Here is a 20,731-nt window from a genome sequence, read left to right on the forward strand (position 1 = left end):
GATTATTATAATAATGACCGTTGTCAGTGGAACTTAAAAAAGCTGACTCCTGTTCAATACAGAAATCAGCTCTTAGCTTCCTAACTCTCTTTTTTAAAATGTCCTTGACATAGGGACCAGTTTAATTCAAGCATCTTTTTATTATCAAAAAAAATCTACTATTTTATCTTGAGTCAATTTAGGCTTATTACTAGTGCTGCAGCTTAAGTTATTAGAGTCAAGATTAACTATAGCACCAACACTTAAATAATCACTTACCTGAGTAAGTGGAACTTTAACAACAGTATCATCCTCTAAAGCCACAAAGGCTTCAAAATAATTATAGTCAATAATTTTACCTTTCAAAATAACACCACCTAAAAATTAATAATGTTATTTTGTGCAAAATCAAAGAATATAATACAAGAAGTAAACTATTTATATAGGTCCTTGTAAATTATTTTAAATACCTTTAATGCCTCTTCTATCTTAGGCTTTAAAAGATTCTTCCTAGATTCATATTCATCTATTCCTTTTTGAGTTAAGGAATAAACTTTTTGGAATTTCTTCTTAGGATCATCCCACTCACCAATTACATATTCATCTTTTTCTAGTTTTTTTAGTAAAGGATAAATACCACCAGTACTCGGAATCCAAAGTCCGTTTGTACGTTCACCTATCTTATTTGCAATATCATTTCCATTTGAAGGACCAGTACTAAGTATATGAAGAACATATATAGGTAGCAGTCCTTTAGTAAATACTTGACCAACAGATTCTTTTTCTTTTTGGATTTTTTTTAGTTCTAAAAGTTTTCTTTTGTATTCTTCATGAAGTCTTTTTTCTTCCTCCTTTATATCTTCGATACTGCTTAGGTGAAGGCTATAATTATCCATATTAATAAACCTTTTGAATTGCTAGGCCAAGTAACCCAGGTCCTCCATGTACTCCTAAAGCAGGGCTTATTTGGGAGATATCAAGACTAACTATGTTTTTTAAGCCTTTTAGAGATTCCATGAAATTTTCTCCTTCTTCTAGAGCTCCACCTTGAAGCACCCAAACTTTACAAGGTCCTAAAGCAAGTTCATCCTTTAATATATTTGTAAGTTTTGATATTGATTGCTTTCTTCCTCTAGCTTTACATACAGTATAGTAAACGCCTTCCTCATCAACGGTTACAATAGGTTTTAAATTCAGCATTTCTCCTATTGTACCAGATATTTTTCCTATTCTTCCGCCTCTTTTTAAGTATTCTAATGTATTTATAGTGAAGTATCCAGTAATATTTCCTCTTATTTTTGGAATTTCAGATACTATTTCTTCAAATGTTTTTCCATCATTAATTAAATTAGCAACCTCTAATGCAACAATACCTTCAGGCATAGCTAAAATTTTAGTATCAAATACATAAGATGTTAGCTTAGGATGATCCTCTAGTGCTAATCTTATTGAGTTAAATGTTCCTGATAGGCCACTAGAAAGAGTTATAGCAATAACATGAGTATATCCTTCGTTTTCTAATGAAACTAAAATTTCTTCCATGTTTTCTGCACTAGGTAAAGATGTTTTAGGAACTTCTTTTTCCAAGTTATTGTAAATTTCATCAGCAGATATATCTATCTTATCTCTATATTCTTTATGAGAATAAGCAATTCTAAGTGGAAGTAAATGAATATTTTTTTCCTTAAGTGTCTCAAGAGATAAATCGCACGCACTATCAACAATTAATGCTATTTTTTGCATAAAAATCCTCCTAATATCAAATCATTTAATATAATTTTATCATCTCAAAGTCTTCAAAATCTATACATTTTTATTATATCATAGCAAATTTATATATCAATACTGACACTTAAAAACTATATCAATAGTGATATAGTTTTATTAAGAGAAAATTTTATTTGTCAACTTTATATAAGCATAAAAAGAAGTAAATATAGAAGAAAACCCCATATAATAAAAGTAAATCTATTGAAATCTAATTATATTGCAATTTGAAATGAATATTTTAAGAGCGTATAATGGATACTATGATTAATACAATATATTGTGTAACGGGGGTAGTTTAAGTGCTATATGTAGTAAAAAGAGATGGGAGAGAAGTTTCCTTTAATTCGGTTAAAATAGCTAAGGCAATAAAAAAAGCAGGGGATGAAATAGGGGAAAGGATTAAGGAAGTTGAATTATTAGATGTTGTAAAAAAGGTAATAAATTATATAGAAGAAACAGGTAATGAAAAAATAACAGTTGAAGAAATTCAAAACTTAGTTGAAAAATCCTTAATTGATAGCAATTATAAAAATATTAAAATTGCATATTCAAATTATAGAAAAGAAAGAACTAAGGTTAGAGAGATAAAATCGGATTTAATGAGAGCCATCGAAAAAATAGGTATAGAAACTGATAGAGATAATGCGAATGTTGGAAATAATTTTAGTTCTAAATTATTAAGAATAGCATCAGAATCCAATAAGTGGCATAACTTATCTATGATGCCAAAACATTTAGCAAAAGCACATGAAAATGGAGATCTATATTATCATGATCTAGATAGCTATAACTTGACTATTAACTGTTTACACATACCAACGAAAGAAATATTAGAACGAGGATTTAATACAGGTTATGGAACTATTAAAGTTCCTAAAAGGATAGAGACAGCAGCAGAACTTTCTTGTATATTACTTCAATCAAGTCAAAATGACATGTTTGGAGGACAATCACATCCTGACTTTGATAATGATATGTCCATATTTGTTGATCCTACAAGAAAAGAAATAAGATCAGAATTAGAAGAACTTGGTTTAGATGAAGATAAGATAGAGAAATTAACAGAAGAAAGATTAAAAAAGAAGATACATCAGGCAATGCAAGGTGTTGTTTATAATTTGAACACAATGCATTCTAGGGCGGGCTCACAAGTTCCTTTTAGTTCTATAAATTTAGGTATACCAAATTCTGAGGATGCAGCACTAATATGTGAAATATTTTTATTAGAATATGAAAAGGGATTAGGCAAGGGAGAACAACCTATATTTCCTAATATAATATTTAGAGTTAAAGAAGGTGTAAATAGAGAGTCGGAAGATAAATACCACTACTTGTATCAATTAGCATGTAGAGTTGCAGCTAAGAGAATGAATCCTACATTCATGAATATAGATGCTGATTTTAATAAAGAGTATTATGATATGGGATATATGCCTGCAACTATGGGTTGCAGAACTTATTTAATGAAAAATATTAATGGAGAACCAGGATGTAAAGGTAGAGGTAATATTGCTCCAGTAACAATTAATTTACCTAGAATAGGAATTCAAGCAAATGGAAGTGTTGATGATTTCTTTGCCATTTTAGATAAAAGATTAAATTTAGCAAAGGAGGCATTACTTCATAGATATAATGTATTGAAGAAACTTAAGGTTAAGGATTTGCCTTTCGTTGCTGGTCAAGGCTTACTTAAGGGATCAGAAGGGCTATCTCAAGAGGATTCAATAGAACCTATATTGAAGCAAGGGACTTGGGGAATAGGATTTATTGGGCTAGCAGAGACTTTAGTTGCTTTAACTGGTCATAATCATGGAGAGAATGATTATGCAAGAAATCTAGGATTTAAGATTGTTAGTTATATAAGAAGTTTTATTGATAGAGCAACAGAAGAAACAAAATTAAATTGGAGTTGCTATGCTACACCTGCAGAAGGACTTTCTGGTAAATTTATAAAGAAAGATAAAAAATCCTTTGGAATTATTAAAGGTGTAACAGATAAAGATTATTATACTAATAGCTTTCATATACCTGTTAAATATCCTATATCTATAAAAGATAAAATAGATATAGAAGCCCCTTATCACAAACTATGTAATGCTGGACATATAAGTTATATAGAGGTAGATGATTGTCCATCAGGAGAATCAATAATGGATATATTAAACTATGCATATAAAAGTACAAATATAAGTTACTTAGGAATAAATTTTCATATAAGATATTGCAAGAGTTGTGGAAAGTATTTAAACAGTAGTGAGAGAAGGTGTCCTGATTGCGGAAGTGAGGATATTCAAGGTGTTTCAAGAGTAACTGGGTATTTAAGTCTTGATGAAAGATTTGGACCAGGTAAGTTTGAGGAAAGAGCAGATAGGATATCTCATTCTGGAAGTAAACAAAATAACTATAAAGTTTTATAGAAATTTATAAATATAAAAATGAAAGTAGGGTTTTAAAGAATCCTACTTTTTTGCGCTATTAAATAAATGCAAGATTTTTCATTTTTATTGCAAATTTTTGCGTTAATTTAGCTCATAAAAATATAATGAGCATAAAAAGTGAAATAAATATAATAAAACTTGCAATTTTTTAAATAATTACTCTTATTTTACTTGTTTGAATTTGGTGAATATGATAAAATAATTATTAATAATTATTGAAAAATTATGAATTATTATATAAATTTGGGGTTAACTAATTAGCAATAAGCAACAATAAATTTAAAAGGGGGAAGCTTATGTCTGTTAAAAATTTAAATAATGGCAAAGAAGTCTTTATTGTAGATACTACTTTAAGAGACGGGGAACAAACAGCTGGGGTAGTTTTTGCAAATGAAGAAAAAATTGCAATAGCATCTATGCTTAGCGAACTTGGAGTTGATCAGCTAGAAGTGGGTATTCCTACTATGGGTGGAGATGAAAAGGAAGCGATAAAACAAATCGTGAAAAGAAATCAAAAATCAAGCATTATGGCTTGGAATAGGGCAGTCATAAAGGATATAGAAGAATCAATAGATTGTGGAGTAGATGCTGTAGCAATATCAATATCCGTTTCTGACATTCATATACAACATAAACTTAAAACTTCTAGGGACTGGGTCTTAGAAAATATGGTTAAGTCTGTAGAGTTTGCAAAGAAAAATGGATTATATGTATCTGTAAATGGAGAAGATGCTTCAAGAGCTGATAGAGAATTTTTAATTCAATTTATAGAAACAGCAAAACAAGCAGGTGCAGACAGGTTTAGATATTGCGATACCGTAGGAGTAATGGAGCCTTTCAAAATAAATGAGAATATAAAATATCTATTTTCTCAAACGAATTTTAATATAGAAATGCATACTCATAATGATTTTGGAATGGCAACAGCAAATGCTATAGCAGGAGTCATGGGAGGAGCATCTCATGTTGGGGTAACTGTTAATGGATTAGGAGAAAGAGCGGGAAATGCAGCATTAGAAGAAGTATTAATGGCATTAATGTTTGTTTATAATTATGAGGGGAATGTAGATACTACTATGTTTAGAGAAGTTTCTGAATATGTATCTAGAGCATCAGGTAGAATATTACCAGCATGGAAGGCTATTGTAGGGGATAATATGTTTGCTCATGAGTCAGGAATACATGCAGATGGAGCAATAAAAAATCCTAAAAATTATGAAGCTTTTGATCCTAGAATAGTCGGACTTGAGAGGCAAATAGTTATAGGAAAACATTCGGGGAAAGCCGGAATTATAAATAAATTTAGAGAATATGGAATAGAGTTGGATAGTAATGAAGCTCAAGATATTTTAGAAATGGTACGAGCTACTTCAGTAAGATTAAAGAGAAGTTTATTCGATAAAGAGCTTGTTAGAATATATAAGGAGCATTTGAGACTAAAAGAAGAAAAAGTTAATTAGATAAAAGGGGGCATAAATAAATGGGGGCGAACTTAGTTTATAAAATACTAAAAAATCATTTAATTGAAGGTAATATAGAAGTAGGAAAAGAAATAGGGATTAAAATAGATAGAACATTAACACAAGATTCTACTGGAACAATGGCATATTTGCAATTAGAAGCAATGGGAATAGATAGAGTCAAAACAAAAAAGTCTGTGGCTTTTATAGATCATAATATGCTCCAACAAGGATTTGAAAATGCTGATGACCATAAGTTTATACAAACAGTTGCATCAAAATATGGTGTTTATTTTTCAAAGCCAGGTAATGGAATATGTCATCAAGTGTTTTTAGAAAGATTTTCAGTTCCTGGAGATACTCTTATAGGTTCAGATAGCCATACTCCTACTTCGGGAGGAGTTGGAATGCTTGCCATGGGAGCAGGTGGATTAGATGTAGCTTTAGCTATGGGGGGAGGGACTTATTATATAACTACCCCTAAGGTGTGTAAAATTAGCTTGATTGGAGCTTTAAAGCCAATGGTTACAGCTAAGGATATAATACTTGAAGTTCTTAGAAGGCTAACTGTTAAAGGTGGAGTTTCTAAGGTGTTTGAGTATTGTGGTGATGGTGTAAAAACACTTTCAGTACCTCAAAGAGCTACAATTACTAATATGGGAGCTGAACTTGGAGCAACTACATCTATATTTCCTAGTGATGAAAAAACTTTAGAGTACTTTAGATCACAAGGAAGAGAAGAGGATTGGATAGAGTTTAAAGCAGATGAAGATGCTATATATGATGAGGAAATTATAATAAATTTAAGTGACTTAAAGCCTTTAGCTGCTAAACCCCACAGTCCAGATAATGTTGAAGAAGTAGAATCTATTGGAAAAATAAAAGTAGATCAAGTTGCTATAGGAAGCTGTACAAATTCTTCTTATGAAGATTTAATGAAGGTAGCTAAAATATTAAAAGGAAGAAAAATTCATAAAGATGTAAGTTTAGTTATTGCTCCAGGGTCCAGACAAGTTATGGAGATGATGGCTAGAAACGGAGCTTTAGGAGATATAATAAGTGCAGGAGCAAGAATACTGGAAAATTCCTGTGGACCATGTATAGGAATGGGGCAAGCTCCTGGTACTGAAGGAGTATCATTAAGAACATTTAATAGGAATTTCTATGGAAGAAGTGGGACATTATCTGCTAAGGTATATTTAGTAAGTCCAGAAACAGCTGCAGTTTCAGCAATAAATGGAGTTCTTACAGATCCAAGGGAATGTGATGTAGATATTGCTATAGAAATGCCAAAGGAATTCTTAATAGATGATTCTATGATTATAGCTCCAGAAGAAGATGGTGCGAAAGTAGAAGTTGTAAGAGGACCTAATATAAAGCCTTTCCCTGTAAATAAAGAATTAGCTGATAAGGTAGAAGGAAAGGTGCTAATTAAAGTTGAAGATAATATTACAACTGATCATATAATGCCTTCTAACTCAAAGTTATTACCTTTTAGATCTAATATACCTTATTTATCAGAGTATTGTTTTAATACAGTTGATGAAGAATTTCCGAAGAGGGCTAGAGAAAATAATGGTGGAATAATAGTTGCGGGGAATAATTATGGACAAGGCTCTAGTAGAGAACATGCAGCATTAGCGCCGCTATATTTAGGGATAAAAGCTGTAGTTGCTAAATCATTTGCAAGAATTCATAAGGCAAATCTTATAAATAATGGAATTATACCAATGGAATTTGAAGCAGAAGTAGATTATGATAAGGTAGGACTTTTAGATGAACTTTCAATAAGTGATATTAAAAGAGCTTTAATTGATGGTAAAGCAAGAATAAATAATATAACTAATGGAACTAGCTTTAATGTATATATTAACTTAACAGAAAAAGAAATTAATGTAATAAAGGCTGGTGGAAGGCTAAATTATGTTAAGATAAATAGATAACACTAAAATGATAGCATACAAAATTTAATTGTTTTGTATGCTATTTTTTATATTTAATAGGATATAATAAATATAAAAGTATATAACATAGGGGGAATTATGAAAAGTAAAGGAAAAAAGCTGATTTTATTAATATCTATGTTTATCATAGTGATAGTAGGGATACTTTATATTCCTAGAGTGGATATGATATTAAATAACTTCAATAACAAAGATGCGGAAGATACTGATAATATAAGATCTGATGAATATTCAGATGAAGATATAGAAGTAAAAGATAATGATATAAATACTATAGAGATAGTAGCTACAGGAGATTTTTTAATACATAAGGAGATATTGGAAACTCAATATAATGAAGAAAATAATACATATGATTTCAAAAATACTATCCAATATGTAAAAGATTATTTAAGTAACTCAGACTTAACTATTGCAAATTTAGAAGGAACACTTTCTGGTATAGAGAATTATGGGTATTCAGGGTATCCAAGCTTTAATGCTCCTGATGAATTAGCAGATGCTATGAAGTGGGCAGGAGTAGATGTTGTTAATAATATGAATAATCATTCTTTAGATAGAGATGTACGAGGGTTTAATAGAACTAGAAGTATTCTTAAAGAAAGCAATTTTGATATAATAGGAACAAGAGAAAGTATTAATGATAATAGGTATATAATAAAGGATGTTAATGGAATTAAGGTTGGTATAATATCATATAGTTATTCAATGACTGCAGAAGGTGGAGCAAGGGGCTTAAATGGTACAACTATACCAGAAGAACTTTATTCATTGATGAATACATTTAGAGAAGATACATTAGACTTAGATCTTCAAGAAATGAAAGAACAGATACTTGATATGAGAAATAATGGAGCGGAAGTTATTATATTTTATATGCATTGGGGAGATGAATATGAATTAGAACCAAATAGTACACAAATAAAGATGGCTAAGTTTTTGGCAAATCAAAATGTAGATATAATATTTGGAACACATCCACATTCATTACAACCTATAGATATTATTAAATCAGAAGATGGAACTAATGAAACGGCTGTAATTTATTCTATGGGTAATTTTTTATCAAGTCAAAGAACTGAGAGAATACAAAATCCTTACACAGAAGATGGGGTTATAGTATCAATAAAGTTAAGTAAAAACACTAAAACCAATGAAGTTAAAATTGAATATCCAACATATATACCAACGTGGGTAAATTGGTACGAAAAAGATGGAAAGTTATTTTATGAAGTTGTTCCAGCAACTATTAATGATGCAGATTATTTAACTGAGGAAGGTAAAGTTAGAGTGGTTGAGTCATTAAATAGGACTAAAGGAATAATAGAAAAATATAGTGATAAAATTAAAATAAGAAATTAATTTAAATAAAAGGGGATGTAGTCATATATGAAAGATACTATAAGGCTTTCCGGGATAGCTTATGAAAGTTTAGTTAATGGTCCAGGAATTAGAAGGGTATTCTTTTCTCAAGGATGTAAGCATAACTGTGAGGGATGCTTTAATCCAGATACCCATGACTTTAATGGTGGGGAAGAACGTATTATGGATGAATTAATTAATGATGTACTGAAAAATCCTATGATTAAAGGGGTTACTTTTAGTGGTGGAGATCCATTTGAAAGAGCTGAAGAATTTGCATATATGGCAAAAAGTTTTAAAAAAAATAAATTAAATATATGGAGCTATACAGGATATACTTTTGAAGAAATAATTAATAATTTAGATAAAAGAAATGGTTGGAGAGATTTACTTAATAATTTAGATGTCTTAGTAGATGGTAAATTTGATAAAAATAAGATGGAAGATGGATTGAGATTCAGAGGCTCAAGTAATCAAAGAATAATAGACGTTAGAAAAAGCTTAGAAGAATATAAAATATGCAAATTAGAATATTAGTAATAAATTGCGAAGCAATTTATTAATGAAAGAATTAAGATTGTTTTACTACGTAAAACTTAAACTATAGGTGCGAAGAGCTTCCTATTTAAAAATCCTGTAAGGTTTTTTACTTTAATTTTTTTATTATTTCATTTTTTAATTATTTTGCTTCGCAAAATATAACAATAGTGTTATAATAGATAAAAAAATAAACATATAGTATTCGTATATGCTTGAAGATATGGTTCAAGTGTTTCTACTAGGAAACCGTAAATATCCTAACTACGAAGATTCGATTATTGCCATGTAGTTTATTTTGGCTTTATTACCTGAATTATTAAAGAGGACAAGCTTTTTAAGAATACTATAAGAAAAGTAATAAAGGGGATAATTATATGGAAAAGTTAAAAGAAAAGATAATTAATGAAGGAAAAGTAAGAGAAGGAAATATATTAAAGGTTGATTGTTTTTTAAATCACCAAATGGATATAAGGTTCTTAAATGAAGTAGGAGAAGCTTTTAGAGAAAGATTTAATGGTGAAAGAATAGATAAAATTCTTACTATTGAGGCATCAGGAATTGGAATAGCAGCTGTAGCTTCTCAATATTTTAATTATGCTCCAGTAGTTTTTGCAAAGAAAACGGAAAGCTTGAATCTTGATAAAGATGTATATGAATCAGAGGTACATTCATTTACTAAAAAAAAGACATATAAAGTTAGAGTTGGAAAACAATTTTTAAATGAAGGTGAAAATATACTAATAATAGATGATTTTTTAGCAATGGGATGTGCAGCTAAGGGAATGATCGATATAGTTAAGCAATCAGGTGCTAATTTAGTTGGAGTAGGAATAGTTATAGAAAAGGGCTTCCAAGAAGGAAGAAGTGTTTTAGAAAGTATGGGGGCTAGAGTTGAGTCTTTAGCTATAATTGATAAGTTTAAAGATAATAAAGTAGTTTTTAAGTAAAAGAGAAACTCAGCGGAAGCTGAGTTTTATTTTTATTGTCAAATAAATAAGGTGACATTTATCACTATTTATATAATGATGCCAATATTATAATTATATCATATTAAGAATATTTTATTTTGGGAGGAAGATTATGATTGCAAGCTTAAATGATGTAATTAAGCGTTATGGCGACAAGGTAATTTTAGATAATTTAAATTTTGATATAAATAAAGGAGAAATATTAGGATTACTTGGACCAAATGGCGCAGGAAAAACTACTGCTATTAGAGCGTTAGCTGGGCTTATAGGAATAGATTCAGGGGATATAGTTATGATGGGTAAAAAGCAAGATGTAAATAATATAAAGCTCAAACAGGAATTTGGAATAGTCACTCAGGAAGTTACTGTTTTTGAAGACTTAACAGCAGAGGAGAATCTAAAATTTTTTGGAGGTTTATATGGATTAAAGGGAGCGAAACTAGAGAAAAGAGTTAATGAAACTTTAGAATTTGTAGGACTTTTAGAGCATAGAAAGCAGTTCCCTAAAAAATTTTCAGGAGGAATGGCAAGAAGGCTTAATATAGCTTGTGCTCTTGTGCATGAACCAAAATTTATTATTATGGATGAGCCGACGGTGGGAATAGATCCTCAATCAAGAAATTATATTTTAAAATCTGTAAAAGAATTAGCTGATAGAGGAACTACTATACTTTACACAACGCATTATATGGAAGAGGTTCAAAATATATGTACTAGGATTCTTATAATGGATGAAGGAAGAATAATTGCTCAAGGGACTTTAGATGAGTTAGTTAGCCGTATTCAATATGAAGAAAAAATTAAAATAATGGTAGATAATCCATCAGAAGATTTAATGGATAAGTTTAAAGCTATACAAGGAGTAAAAAGTATAATAGCAAATAATTCTGAGTATATAATTATTTCGAATGTAGGTTCAGGGAATTTAAATAGAGTGTTAGAAATAGCTCAAAAACATGGGGGGATTTCTGAAATAACCGCTGAGAAACCAACTTTAGAAGATGTATTTCTTACTCTTACTGGGAAGAAACTTCGTGATAAAAAGGAGGATTAAATATGAGTAGAGATTTATTTTTTATTGTATTTAAAAATTATTTAAAGCGTATGATGAGAGATATATTTGGTTTAACTATTTTCACTATCTTACCAGTGATATTAATATTTATTTTAAGTAGTGTGTATTCATATAACTCACCAGAAAATGTAATATATGTTGATGGATATAATATGGTAACAAGTTATCTATCTATAGGAATGATGCTTTTATTTCAATTAAATAGCGGTGTTTATCTATTAAATTATTTAGATGTAGATCTTGAAAAATCTATAGAATGGAGACTTCAAGCAACACCTTTTCCTAAGTATGGTTTTGCATTTTCTGCTTTAATGGCATCTTTAATATTTAATTATATTCAAGGATTACTAATAATAGTATTTACATCTATTTTTATGGACGCTTATTGGGGAAATATTTTTGTAACGCTTTTTGTACTTCTTCTTATATCTTTAATATCTCAACTAATAAATATAGTTTTATTCTTTACAGTAAAAAAAATTAGCGTGGCAGAGGGATTATCTTGGTTTGTTTCATGGATTATGGCTGTTTTAGGAGGTCTTATGTTTGAATTACCTAAAAATTCTTTCTTTATTTTCATGCAAAAATATGGAACTCCTTTTTCCCTTGGAAAAACAGCTATTGCAGCTTCAGGTTTTATAGAAGGTTCCGGTAGAGAGGTATTAATAACGTTAGGAACTTTAATATTTATAACAGTAATTCTTTCATATCTGGTAATAGTTATGGGAAGAAGGAAATTGGCATGACAATATTTTATTATACATTAAAAAGAGCTTTAAGAAATAAACAAACTCTTATTGTTATATCTTTGATTCCACTTATTATGATATTTATACCAATGCTTTGGGAGGGAAAGTCTTTAATAGGATATACTCTTTATGGAACGGTAATATTATATGGTTCTTTTCTATTGACTAGAACCATTATGTCAGACAGAGTAAATGGAATTGTTATACGCATATTTTCAGCACCTATAAGGACGATTAAATATTTATCACAAAGTCTTTTAGCATATTCTTCATTATTAATAGGTCAAATTATATTAGTACTAGTAATTGGAGCTTTACTATATAAATGGGATATAATCTTAGTGATTAAACTATTTTTATGTTATACTATCTTTGCTATGACATCCATTGGATTTTCTCTTGCTTGGAACTCATTGTTTAGAAGCAAAGTAATGTCTGATGCTGTATTTAGTATTGTTATAAGTTTGATGTCAATTTTAGGAGGAGTATTTATACCAATAGATTTGCTACCGACATTTTTTAAACGATTAGGTATGATATTTCCAAGTTATTGGTTATCAAATGCATTAATTAATTTAATTGGATATAAAGATTTTCAAAACTATTTATTGTCTTTAGGAATGTTAGCTTTATTTACAGTTGCATTCACTATTTTTGGAAGTATAAGAAGACTTGAATAGTATTTAATAAAGAGGCTGTATATGAATGATGATGTGTTTTTTCTTTCACCAAAAACCTGTGCTTTAATTTATAGAATAGTTGGAATTATCCTATATTGGATAATTTGGATTAAGACTGATTCCAGCCTATCTGGATTTATAGCTATGATGCTAATAATCATTTTAATGTTAATTAGATGGCTGTTTGAAAAATTAAAGTGGACTTTAATTTTCGATAAATTTATTTATATTTTAACTTCTATATTTTGGAGGAATGCAGCTTATGGTCTTATAATTTCTGCATTTGATTCAGTATATCATAAAGTATCTTGGTTATCTTTAGTATCAGTTATATATGCAGTTTATAAAAAAGATTATCTATTACTTATACTTATAATTCATAGTTTATTTTGTGGATTTATATTAAGGGAATGGCAGAAGCAAATAGATAAAAATATAAATAAAATAGATATTAGAAATAAAAAATTATATGAGCTTGAGGTATTAAAAAATGATTTATTAATAGCAAATACTCAAGTTGCAAGGATGGCAGAGATATCTGAAAGAAGTAGGATATCAAGGGAAATCCATGATAATGCAGGGCATGATATTATAGCAGCATATATGTCGTTGCAAGTTGTTGAGAACTTATTATCAAATGAAGATTCTGATACTAAAGAGATGTTTTCAGAATCCATGAAGAGATTAGAGAAGGGAATTTCAACTATCAGAGATACAGTTCATAATTTATCTCCTGTAACATCTATAGGTATAAGCTATATAAAAGAATTATGCGATGATTTTAAATTATGTCCTGTTAATTTTGAGATATATGGAGATACATCAAAGATCCCAGTATATTTATGGAGTATAATTGAACCGTGCGTAAAAGAATCTTTAACTAATATTACAAAACATTCTAATGCAAAAAAAGTGGATGTTACTTTAGATATTACTCCTTTCATAGTTAGACTTAGCATTGAAAATGATGGAGTAAAAGAAAAGATAAATCCTAGAGGAATAGGTATTAAAAATTTAATACAACGTGCTAATGCAGTAGGAGGAAATATTTCCATAAATGTTTCAGAAGTTTTTCTATTAGTATGCGTATTGCCTATAAAATAAAGGGAGGATTTTATGAAGCTTATAATAGTTGATGATGATAAATTAATATGTAAAAGCTTAGAAGTTATGCTTTCAAAAGAAGAGGATATAGAAGTAATTGGAATAGCGAGTAATGGGTTAGAAGCTATGGATTTATGTAAAAAAGAAAATCCAGATATTATTTTAATGGATATTCGTATGCCTGATGTAGATGGAATTCAAGCAACTCATTTAATAAAAAAGCATTATCCTAAAGTACGAATAATGATGTTAACTACTTTTAAAGATAAGCAAAATATACAATCAGCATTAAAAGCTGGAGCAGAAGGATATCTTTTGAAAACAGATAAGATTTCTAATATTGCCAAGAAGCTAAGAATATTTTATGAAGGAGTGACAGTTTTAGATAAAGACATTTTAAATAGGCTTACAAACCCTGACAAGGATCTTTTAAATAAGCTTACTCCAAGAGAAAGGGATGTTATTTTATTAGTTGCTCAGGGATTTACAAATAAAGAAATTTCAGCACAGCTATTTTTAAGTGAAGGAACTATTAGAAATATAGTGTCTGTTATAATGGATAAGTTAGGAGCTAAAAATAGAACTCAATTAAGCAACATAATTAATGAATATAATTAAAAAGAAAAAGAATCTCAAACAGATGTTTGAGATTCCACTATAATTCGTTCATTCTGTAATTTTTAACTTTTTCACTATTTATTAAGGTAGTATTCCATAACATTTCTAACCTTAGGTACAGTTACATGGCTATGGCCTCTCTCTTTAACATCTTCAATAATCATTGATAAAGATATTTTAGATGTATCTGGATCAACAGATACGAACCAACCATTTTCAGTTCCAGATGTATCATCTTGGGATTTTTTTATTTCAGCAGTGCCTGTTTTACCTGCAACTCTAAATCCAGGGACAGCACCATCTGGAATTGTTGCACCAGCATCATTGATTAAAGCTGTAAATGAATCTATTAATATTGGTAAATTTTCTTTGGCTATTGCACCTTGCTTCCAAACCTTAGCTTCAGGATTTTCACTTACCACTAATCTTGGTTGCATTATATCTCCATTATTAGCTAATGCACTATAAGATAAAGCTACATGTAGAGGGGTAACCATAATTTCACCTTGTCCATATCCGGTATCTGCTAGTAAAATTTCTCTATTTAGATCTCCATCATTAGAGATTTGAGATTCTTGCATAGGATATTCAAAGTTTAATTCTTCACCAATTCCAAAGTTTTTTATTCCATTTATAAACTTCTCACTACCTAGTTCTAGAGCTACTTGTCCAAAGTAAATATTATCTGAATGATTAACTGCATCTTTCAAATTTACAGGGCTACCGGGATCGGTTACTCTAGTTATTTTAAAATCTCCCCAAGATCCATCTTTTTGCCAACCTAATCCTTTAATATCTCTTGTTGTATTAGTATCTATAACACCGTTTTGTAATCCTATTGAAGATGTTAAAAGTTTCATAGTTGATCCAGGAGAATATGTTTTATTAAATCTATTTATTTCGTCAGCATTATTTGTTTCTTCCCATTTTGCTTTTTGAGTTTTAGTTACATAAGTTGTAAAGACATTTGAATCAAATGAAGGGGCACTTACCATAGCCAAAACCTCACCTGTTTTAGGATTAACAGCAGTAGCAGCTCCCTTTTCACCAGACATTTCACTATATATTTTATTTTGTAGTTCAGAATCTATAGATATTTTTATATCTTTTCCATCTTCACCGTCTTTTTTTGCAATAGTGATTTTTTCTTCTCCACGCTCTATATATATTTCAGCAGAATCTTTACTTCTTAAAGTATCTTCATAAACTTGTTCTAATCCAGCTTTACCAATAAGGCTTGTATCATGATAATTTTTATCTTTATTAGCTTCAAGTTCTTCAGCTGTTATACTTCCGATATAGCCTATTAATCTTCCAAAAGCTTCACCACCTGCATAGACTCTACCAGATTTAGGTTGAATTAATATTCCTTCACCTTCTCTATTAATTAATTTAGGAACCTTAGGATCATTTTGTAATATATCAACTAATGGAATAAATTGTTCAGGATTAGTGTTTGCTTCAAGCTTAGTTTTTATATTTTCTTCACTGATATCTAGAATATTAGCTATTTCTGTTATTTTAGAATTTATATCTGATGAATTAAATTTAGCTGGGTAAATTCCTATTGTATTAATTGTTCCATCTTGAGCCAATGGATTACCATCTTTATCTAATATGCTTCCTCTTTTAGATGGAATAGTATTTACTCTTACCTTATCATCCTTAGTCATTTGAGGGAAAATTAAACTTTCATCCCATTGTACCTTATATTCCTTATCTTCTTTAACTAATACTAATTTATAATCAGTAAGAGTGATATCACCTGCTATGCTGTTCATAGTCAAATTAAATGGAATAATAATTTGATTATCAGCTTTTTCTTTATCACCAGAAAGCTCTAATGATAAATTACTAGCATTTATTGCAGAAAATATATTAGTATATCGTGTAGTAAAATCTTCTTCTGATATAGTTGATTTTGAGTCATTTGTTAGCATTTGATACATACCTGAATAGTCACTTTGAATCCATTTTTCAGTGTAGTTATCATAAGCATTTTGAGCTTTATCCATTTTTGAACACCCACTGATTAATAGTATAAGCGACAATAATAAGGTAGGTATTATTATTACTTTTTTATTTTTCATGTTTTCATCAACCCTTCATAAATTATTATAATTTACTATTAATTATATCATTTAAGTTAATAGGTTTACATAATTTTGTATATTTTAAATGAGTAAATATATAAAAGAAATTAATAATATAATATTAAGATTATAAAAAATGTCATATTTATAAAAATGAATTATTATTGAAAAGAAATTATTATGATAAAGTATCTCAAAAAATTGCTTTTATGCTAGATAGTATATAAATATTATTTATAGAAAGGAATTTATAAAAATAAAAAAGCGCCGAAGCGCTTTATAAATAAATGGGGGATGGGACCTGTATTAAACAGGTTTTGTATCTACATTATTATTATTTACAGAAATAAAGTTTTTATACAACAAAATAAAAAAATTCTTAGAATAAAATATTTTTTCAAACAAATAATAATCATTATCCATTGAATAGATTTTATAATAGTGGTATTATGATTAAAAGATAGTTTTAGACGAGGTGATTAAATGAAGGTATCATATAGAGGCTTTACATGCTCTCAAGGAGATGTAAAAGTATTTTATTTATTTGAGAACAATATTAACTTACCAAAAGAAGAAATAAATAAACACGTTGTTTTAGCACAAAGTAGAAATTTATTCAATGGTAAAGAGGGAGAATTATATACATTTACAATAGATTCTAGTGAATCGATTCAAACAATTATTTTAGTAGGCTTAGGAAAAGAGGAACAATTCACTGTTGATGTAGTAAGAAAAGCAACTGCAAAAGCCATCAAAAAAGCTAAGGAATTAAAAGTAAACTCAGTGTTCTTAAGACTTCCAAAGACTGAAACAATAGAAGTTGAAGAGTTAATTAAAAATGCAGAAATTGCAGCATTTTTATCAGAATATACATTTAACAAATATAAGACTGATAAAAAAGAAGAAAAAGAATTAGAAGTATCAATTGGAAGATGTGGAATTAAGGAAGCAACTCCGGAGATAGTATCTGCAATTGAAGAAGGAAAAGAAATAGCAAATGGAATTATAGTTGCGAGAAATTTAGTTAATGAACCATCAAATGTAATTTATCCAGAAACTTTAGCTAATAAAGCTGTTGAAGTTGGAGCAGAAAGTGGATTTGAAGTAGAAGTTCATGGATTAGAAAAAATTAAAGAGCTAAACATGGAAGCTTTCTATAATGTGGCTAAGGGATCTTCAAAGGAACCTAAGCTTATAGTTATGAGATACTTTGGAGACAAGGACAATAAAGATAAGGTTCTTGGATTAGTAGGAAAAGGCTTAACTTACGATTCAGGTGGATATTCAATAAAGCCTACTGATAGCATGTTAGATATGAAATCAGATATGGGTGGAGCAGCTTCTGTTATAGGGGCTATGTCAATTATTGCAAAAAGGAATTTAAAGCTTAATGTAGTAGCAGTTGTAGCAGCTTGCGAAAACTTAATATCTGGAGATGCATATAAGCCAGGTGAAGTAATTGGAACTATGGCTGGTAAGACTATAGAAGTTGTTAATACAGATGCTGAAGGAAGATTAACTTTAGTAGATGCTGTTCATTATATAATAACTGAAGAAAAAGTTGATGAAGTTATAGATTTGGCTACATTAACAGGCGCAGCTTTAGTTGCATTAGGAGAAACTACAACAGCAGTTGTTACAAATAATGATAAGTTCTTTGAAGAATTAAAATCAGCTTCACAATATACTGGAGAAAAGATGTGGCAACTACCTGCATTTGATGATTATAAGAAGTTAATTAAATCTGATATAGCAGATTTAAAAAATAGTGGTGGAAGATTTGCAGGTACAATAACTGCTGGATTATTTATAGAAGCATTTGTACAAGATAAACCTTGGTTACATTTAGACATAGCTGGAACAGCTTGGGCTTCAGGTAATAGTGATTTATGTGTAAAAGGTGGCACAGGAGCTCCAGTTCACACATTATACGAATTAGCAAAGAGAAGAAGCAAATAAATGCGATAAGATAAAATAAAGATTTTTATATTCTGCATTAATCCTATAAAGTGTACTTTTTTAGTAGTACTTTATAGGATTTTTTTATAATAAATTAAAGAATAAGAGAAAATACAAATAAAGTTATGAAGAAAGAGGGGAGCTGAGTATGTATAGCGAAAACAAAAATACTACTAGTAATAAAACTTTAATTAATAGTTTATATTATTTTGAATTACTAGTCTTAAATGCCATAAATAATAAATTAAAAGAAGAGAATAAATCAGTTTTAAATAAAAATATTAAGGCTGGAAAGTTTTTGGCTATTAATGCAATTGTACCAGATGGAATAGATGGACTAAGTGGTCAGACAGTTGTAGAAGTAAGGCTATATAAGAATAGAAATAATTATTTTAGAATAGATAAAGAACTTATTGAAAAGTTAAATAACTCAATAGAAAATTCAAAATTGCCTATAAAAAGTATATTATTAGTATTTGGAGATAAATTTACACAAGAAGAAGTATCTATATTGGAGAAGATATATAGAGAAAAAATAATTTGTCAGGTGAAAGTATGGGGATTAGATGAATTATGTGAAATTGATGAGAAGTTTAATCATTTTAGAAATGGGAATTTTTCAAAGATAGTAGAGTTTTTAGTAAGCGACCTAGTAAGTGAAGCATTAAATCAAAGTGATGATATGTGGAAGAGAGTACGAGAAGAACGAATAAATGAATTAAAAAGAATATGTAGTAGAGATGAGTTAGTATTATTTTTAGGGGCAGGAGTATCTAAGGAGGCTGGTATAGGAGATTGGAATGATTTAATGTCTGATTTATTAATATTTATGATAATGAAGGAGTTGGAAGAAAAGAATATAGATATAACTTCCGAGGAAAAAGAGTTTCTTATAAGGAAGATGAAAGAAACAAACAATAAGTCGCCTTTATTACAATCTGCACTTATAAAATCAGCATTAGGAGATTCATTTGAAGAAAACTTAGCTCAATTATTATATAAGAACATTAATAGTGATAATGGAGATTCAAGTTTATTAAATAGTATTTCAAAATTATGTTTAGCAAGAAAAAGTGGGACTGGAATTAAAGCTATTGTTACATACAATTTTGATGATTTACTAGAATATAGCTTTAATAAACATGGTATAAAATATAATTCTTTATATAGTGAATTAGATTATTCCACCTCAGATAAACTAGGGATTTATCATGTACATGGGTTTTTACCACGAAACCCCAATAAATATGAACAGCTATCAGAAGGATTATTAGTATTCTCTGAAGATAGATACCATAGCCTATATAATGATCCATATTCTTGGACCAATATAACCCAATTAAACTTTCTAAGAGAAAATACAACATTAATGATTGGATTATCCTTAACAGATCCTAATTTAAGAAGACTTTTATCTATAAGTAATAGAAAGAATAAGCTTAGAAAACACTACGCAATCATGAGAAAAAAAGATTTTAGAATATCAATGGAAGATGCTAATATAAATGAAAATATTCTTAAATCTTTTAATAATATAAATAACGAACTTCATGAAACGGCTTTTGAACAATTAGGAATAAATATTATATGGGTAGAAAATTATGATGAAATTTCAGATATAATAGATAGAATTAGAGATATATAAATTTAAAATAGAGTATTATTAAATAATATACACAACTAGCATTATAGAAATCTAATGATACTGTAATTTATTTTGGAGAGAAAGAATGAGTCTAAAAATAAATAGAATTATATGCTAAGCAATTTAGATAAAGGTAGCATTTATTTACTTTCATGATTAATGTAGGTTATAAATTTAGAAAAATAAAAATAAGTAGGATATTATAAAATGGAACCTATAAGATGGACACTTATAAAAGAGAGTCTATCTATATAGGTTCTTTTTTTGTACAATAAAGTTATGAGGTGATTTAATATGAGTAAAATAAGGTTCTCAAATAATGAAATA

The 20,731-nt window shown here is 29.1% G+C and carries 18 protein-coding genes and 1 riboswitch; of the genes, 14 read left to right on the top strand and 4 right to left on the bottom strand.

Translation table 11 applies throughout. The features are described 5' to 3' along the window. Window positions 1-84, top strand: an 84-nt coding sequence (locus J7M87_RS13920) for an IS3 family transposase (protein ID WP_291648866.1), incomplete at its 5' end; no start/stop codon positions are given. A 60-nt stretch (window positions 85-144) separates the two neighbouring features. On the opposite strand, the gene J7M87_RS13925 is transcribed toward J7M87_RS13920, so the two are convergent. The 3 genes from J7M87_RS13925 to J7M87_RS13935 all read right to left on the bottom strand — a co-directional run bounded on the left by J7M87_RS13925 (window position 145) and on the right by J7M87_RS13935 (window position 1,722). Beyond that, complete coding sequence (locus J7M87_RS13925; RefSeq protein WP_291651722.1) at window positions 145-345, bottom strand: hypothetical protein; 201 nt, start codon at window positions 343-345, stop codon at window positions 145-147. A gap of 68 nt (window positions 346-413) precedes the next feature. Next, a complete protein-coding gene (locus tag J7M87_RS13930) occupies window positions 414-875 on the bottom strand; it encodes a PadR family transcriptional regulator (RefSeq protein WP_291651724.1) in 462 nt (153 codons plus the stop codon). A gap of 1 nt (window position 876) precedes the next feature. Continuing rightward, window positions 877-1,722, bottom strand: coding sequence for a DegV family protein (locus J7M87_RS13935; RefSeq protein ID WP_291651726.1), 846 nt, complete (start codon window positions 1,720-1,722; stop codon window positions 877-879). Window positions 1,723-2,048: 326 nt separating this feature from the next. On the opposite strand from J7M87_RS13935, the gene nrdD reads away from it, so the two are divergent. The 11 genes from nrdD to J7M87_RS13990 all read left to right on the top strand — a co-directional run bounded on the left by nrdD (window position 2,049) and on the right by J7M87_RS13990 (window position 14,707). Further along, window positions 2,049-4,166 (top strand): anaerobic ribonucleoside-triphosphate reductase, encoded by a 2,118-nt coding sequence (gene nrdD, locus J7M87_RS13940; protein WP_291651728.1) that lies wholly within the window; start codon window positions 2,049-2,051, stop codon window positions 4,164-4,166. Between the two features lie 317 nt (window positions 4,167-4,483). Beyond that, window positions 4,484-5,647: a homocitrate synthase gene (gene nifV / locus J7M87_RS13945; protein ID WP_291651730.1), complete on the top strand. Its 1,164-nt coding sequence runs from the start codon at window positions 4,484-4,486 to the stop codon at window positions 5,645-5,647. A gap of 20 nt (window positions 5,648-5,667) precedes the next feature. Beyond that, window positions 5,668-7,590, top strand: a complete 1,923-nt coding sequence (locus tag J7M87_RS13950) for an aconitate hydratase (protein ID WP_291651731.1) — start codon at window positions 5,668-5,670, stop codon at window positions 7,588-7,590. Window positions 7,591-7,689: 99 nt separating this feature from the next. Next, window positions 7,690-8,973, top strand: a complete 1,284-nt coding sequence (locus J7M87_RS13955; RefSeq protein ID WP_291651733.1) for a CapA family protein — start codon at window positions 7,690-7,692, stop codon at window positions 8,971-8,973. Window positions 8,974-9,000: 27 nt separating this feature from the next. Then, window positions 9,001-9,510 (top strand): anaerobic ribonucleoside-triphosphate reductase activating protein, encoded by a 510-nt coding sequence (gene nrdG / locus J7M87_RS13960; protein ID WP_291651735.1) that lies wholly within the window; start codon window positions 9,001-9,003, stop codon window positions 9,508-9,510. A gap of 185 nt (window positions 9,511-9,695) precedes the next feature. Continuing rightward, window positions 9,696-9,797: riboswitch (purine riboswitch) on the top strand. 90 nt (window positions 9,798-9,887) lie between these two features. Then, window positions 9,888-10,460: a xanthine phosphoribosyltransferase gene (locus J7M87_RS13965; protein WP_291651737.1), complete on the top strand. Its 573-nt coding sequence runs from the start codon at window positions 9,888-9,890 to the stop codon at window positions 10,458-10,460. A 133-nt stretch (window positions 10,461-10,593) separates the two neighbouring features. Continuing rightward, window positions 10,594-11,535, top strand: a complete 942-nt coding sequence (locus J7M87_RS13970; protein ID WP_291651739.1) for an ABC transporter ATP-binding protein — start codon at window positions 10,594-10,596, stop codon at window positions 11,533-11,535. Between the two features lie 2 nt (window positions 11,536-11,537). Further along, window positions 11,538-12,302 carry a hypothetical protein gene (locus J7M87_RS13975; protein ID WP_291651741.1) on the top strand — a complete coding sequence of 255 codons (765 nt, stop codon included), beginning with the start codon at window positions 11,538-11,540 and terminating at the stop codon, window positions 12,300-12,302. Next, window positions 12,299-12,985 (top strand): ABC transporter permease, encoded by a 687-nt coding sequence (locus J7M87_RS13980; RefSeq protein ID WP_291651742.1) that lies wholly within the window; start codon window positions 12,299-12,301, stop codon window positions 12,983-12,985. The genes J7M87_RS13975 and J7M87_RS13980 overlap by 4 nt, the downstream gene beginning before the upstream one ends. 21 nt (window positions 12,986-13,006) lie before the next feature. Beyond that, complete coding sequence (locus J7M87_RS13985; RefSeq protein ID WP_291651744.1) at window positions 13,007-14,089, top strand: histidine kinase; 1,083 nt, start codon at window positions 13,007-13,009, stop codon at window positions 14,087-14,089. Between the two features lie 12 nt (window positions 14,090-14,101). Beyond that, window positions 14,102-14,707, top strand: coding sequence for a response regulator transcription factor (locus J7M87_RS13990; RefSeq protein WP_291651746.1), 606 nt, complete (start codon window positions 14,102-14,104; stop codon window positions 14,705-14,707). 74 nt (window positions 14,708-14,781) lie between these two features. On the opposite strand, the gene J7M87_RS13995 is transcribed toward J7M87_RS13990, so the two are convergent. Beyond that, entirely contained in the window at window positions 14,782-16,722 is a 1,941-nt protein-coding gene (locus J7M87_RS13995) for a penicillin-binding transpeptidase domain-containing protein (protein ID WP_291651747.1), read from the bottom strand. 561 nt (window positions 16,723-17,283) lie between these two features. Here J7M87_RS13995 and J7M87_RS14000 point away from each other — a divergent pair. Together J7M87_RS14000 and J7M87_RS14005 are read left to right on the top strand one after the other, a co-directional pair. Further along, window positions 17,284-18,759, top strand: coding sequence for a leucyl aminopeptidase (locus tag J7M87_RS14000; protein ID WP_291651749.1), 1,476 nt, complete (start codon window positions 17,284-17,286; stop codon window positions 18,757-18,759). Window positions 18,760-18,907: 148 nt separating this feature from the next. After that, window positions 18,908-20,404 (top strand): SIR2 family protein, encoded by a 1,497-nt coding sequence (locus tag J7M87_RS14005; protein WP_291651751.1) that lies wholly within the window; start codon window positions 18,908-18,910, stop codon window positions 20,402-20,404. Window positions 20,405-20,731: the final 327 nt, after the last annotated feature.

The organism is Clostridium sp. (assembly GCF_017888565.1).
Taxonomy (GTDB): Bacteria; Bacillota; Clostridia; order Clostridiales; family Clostridiaceae; genus Clostridium.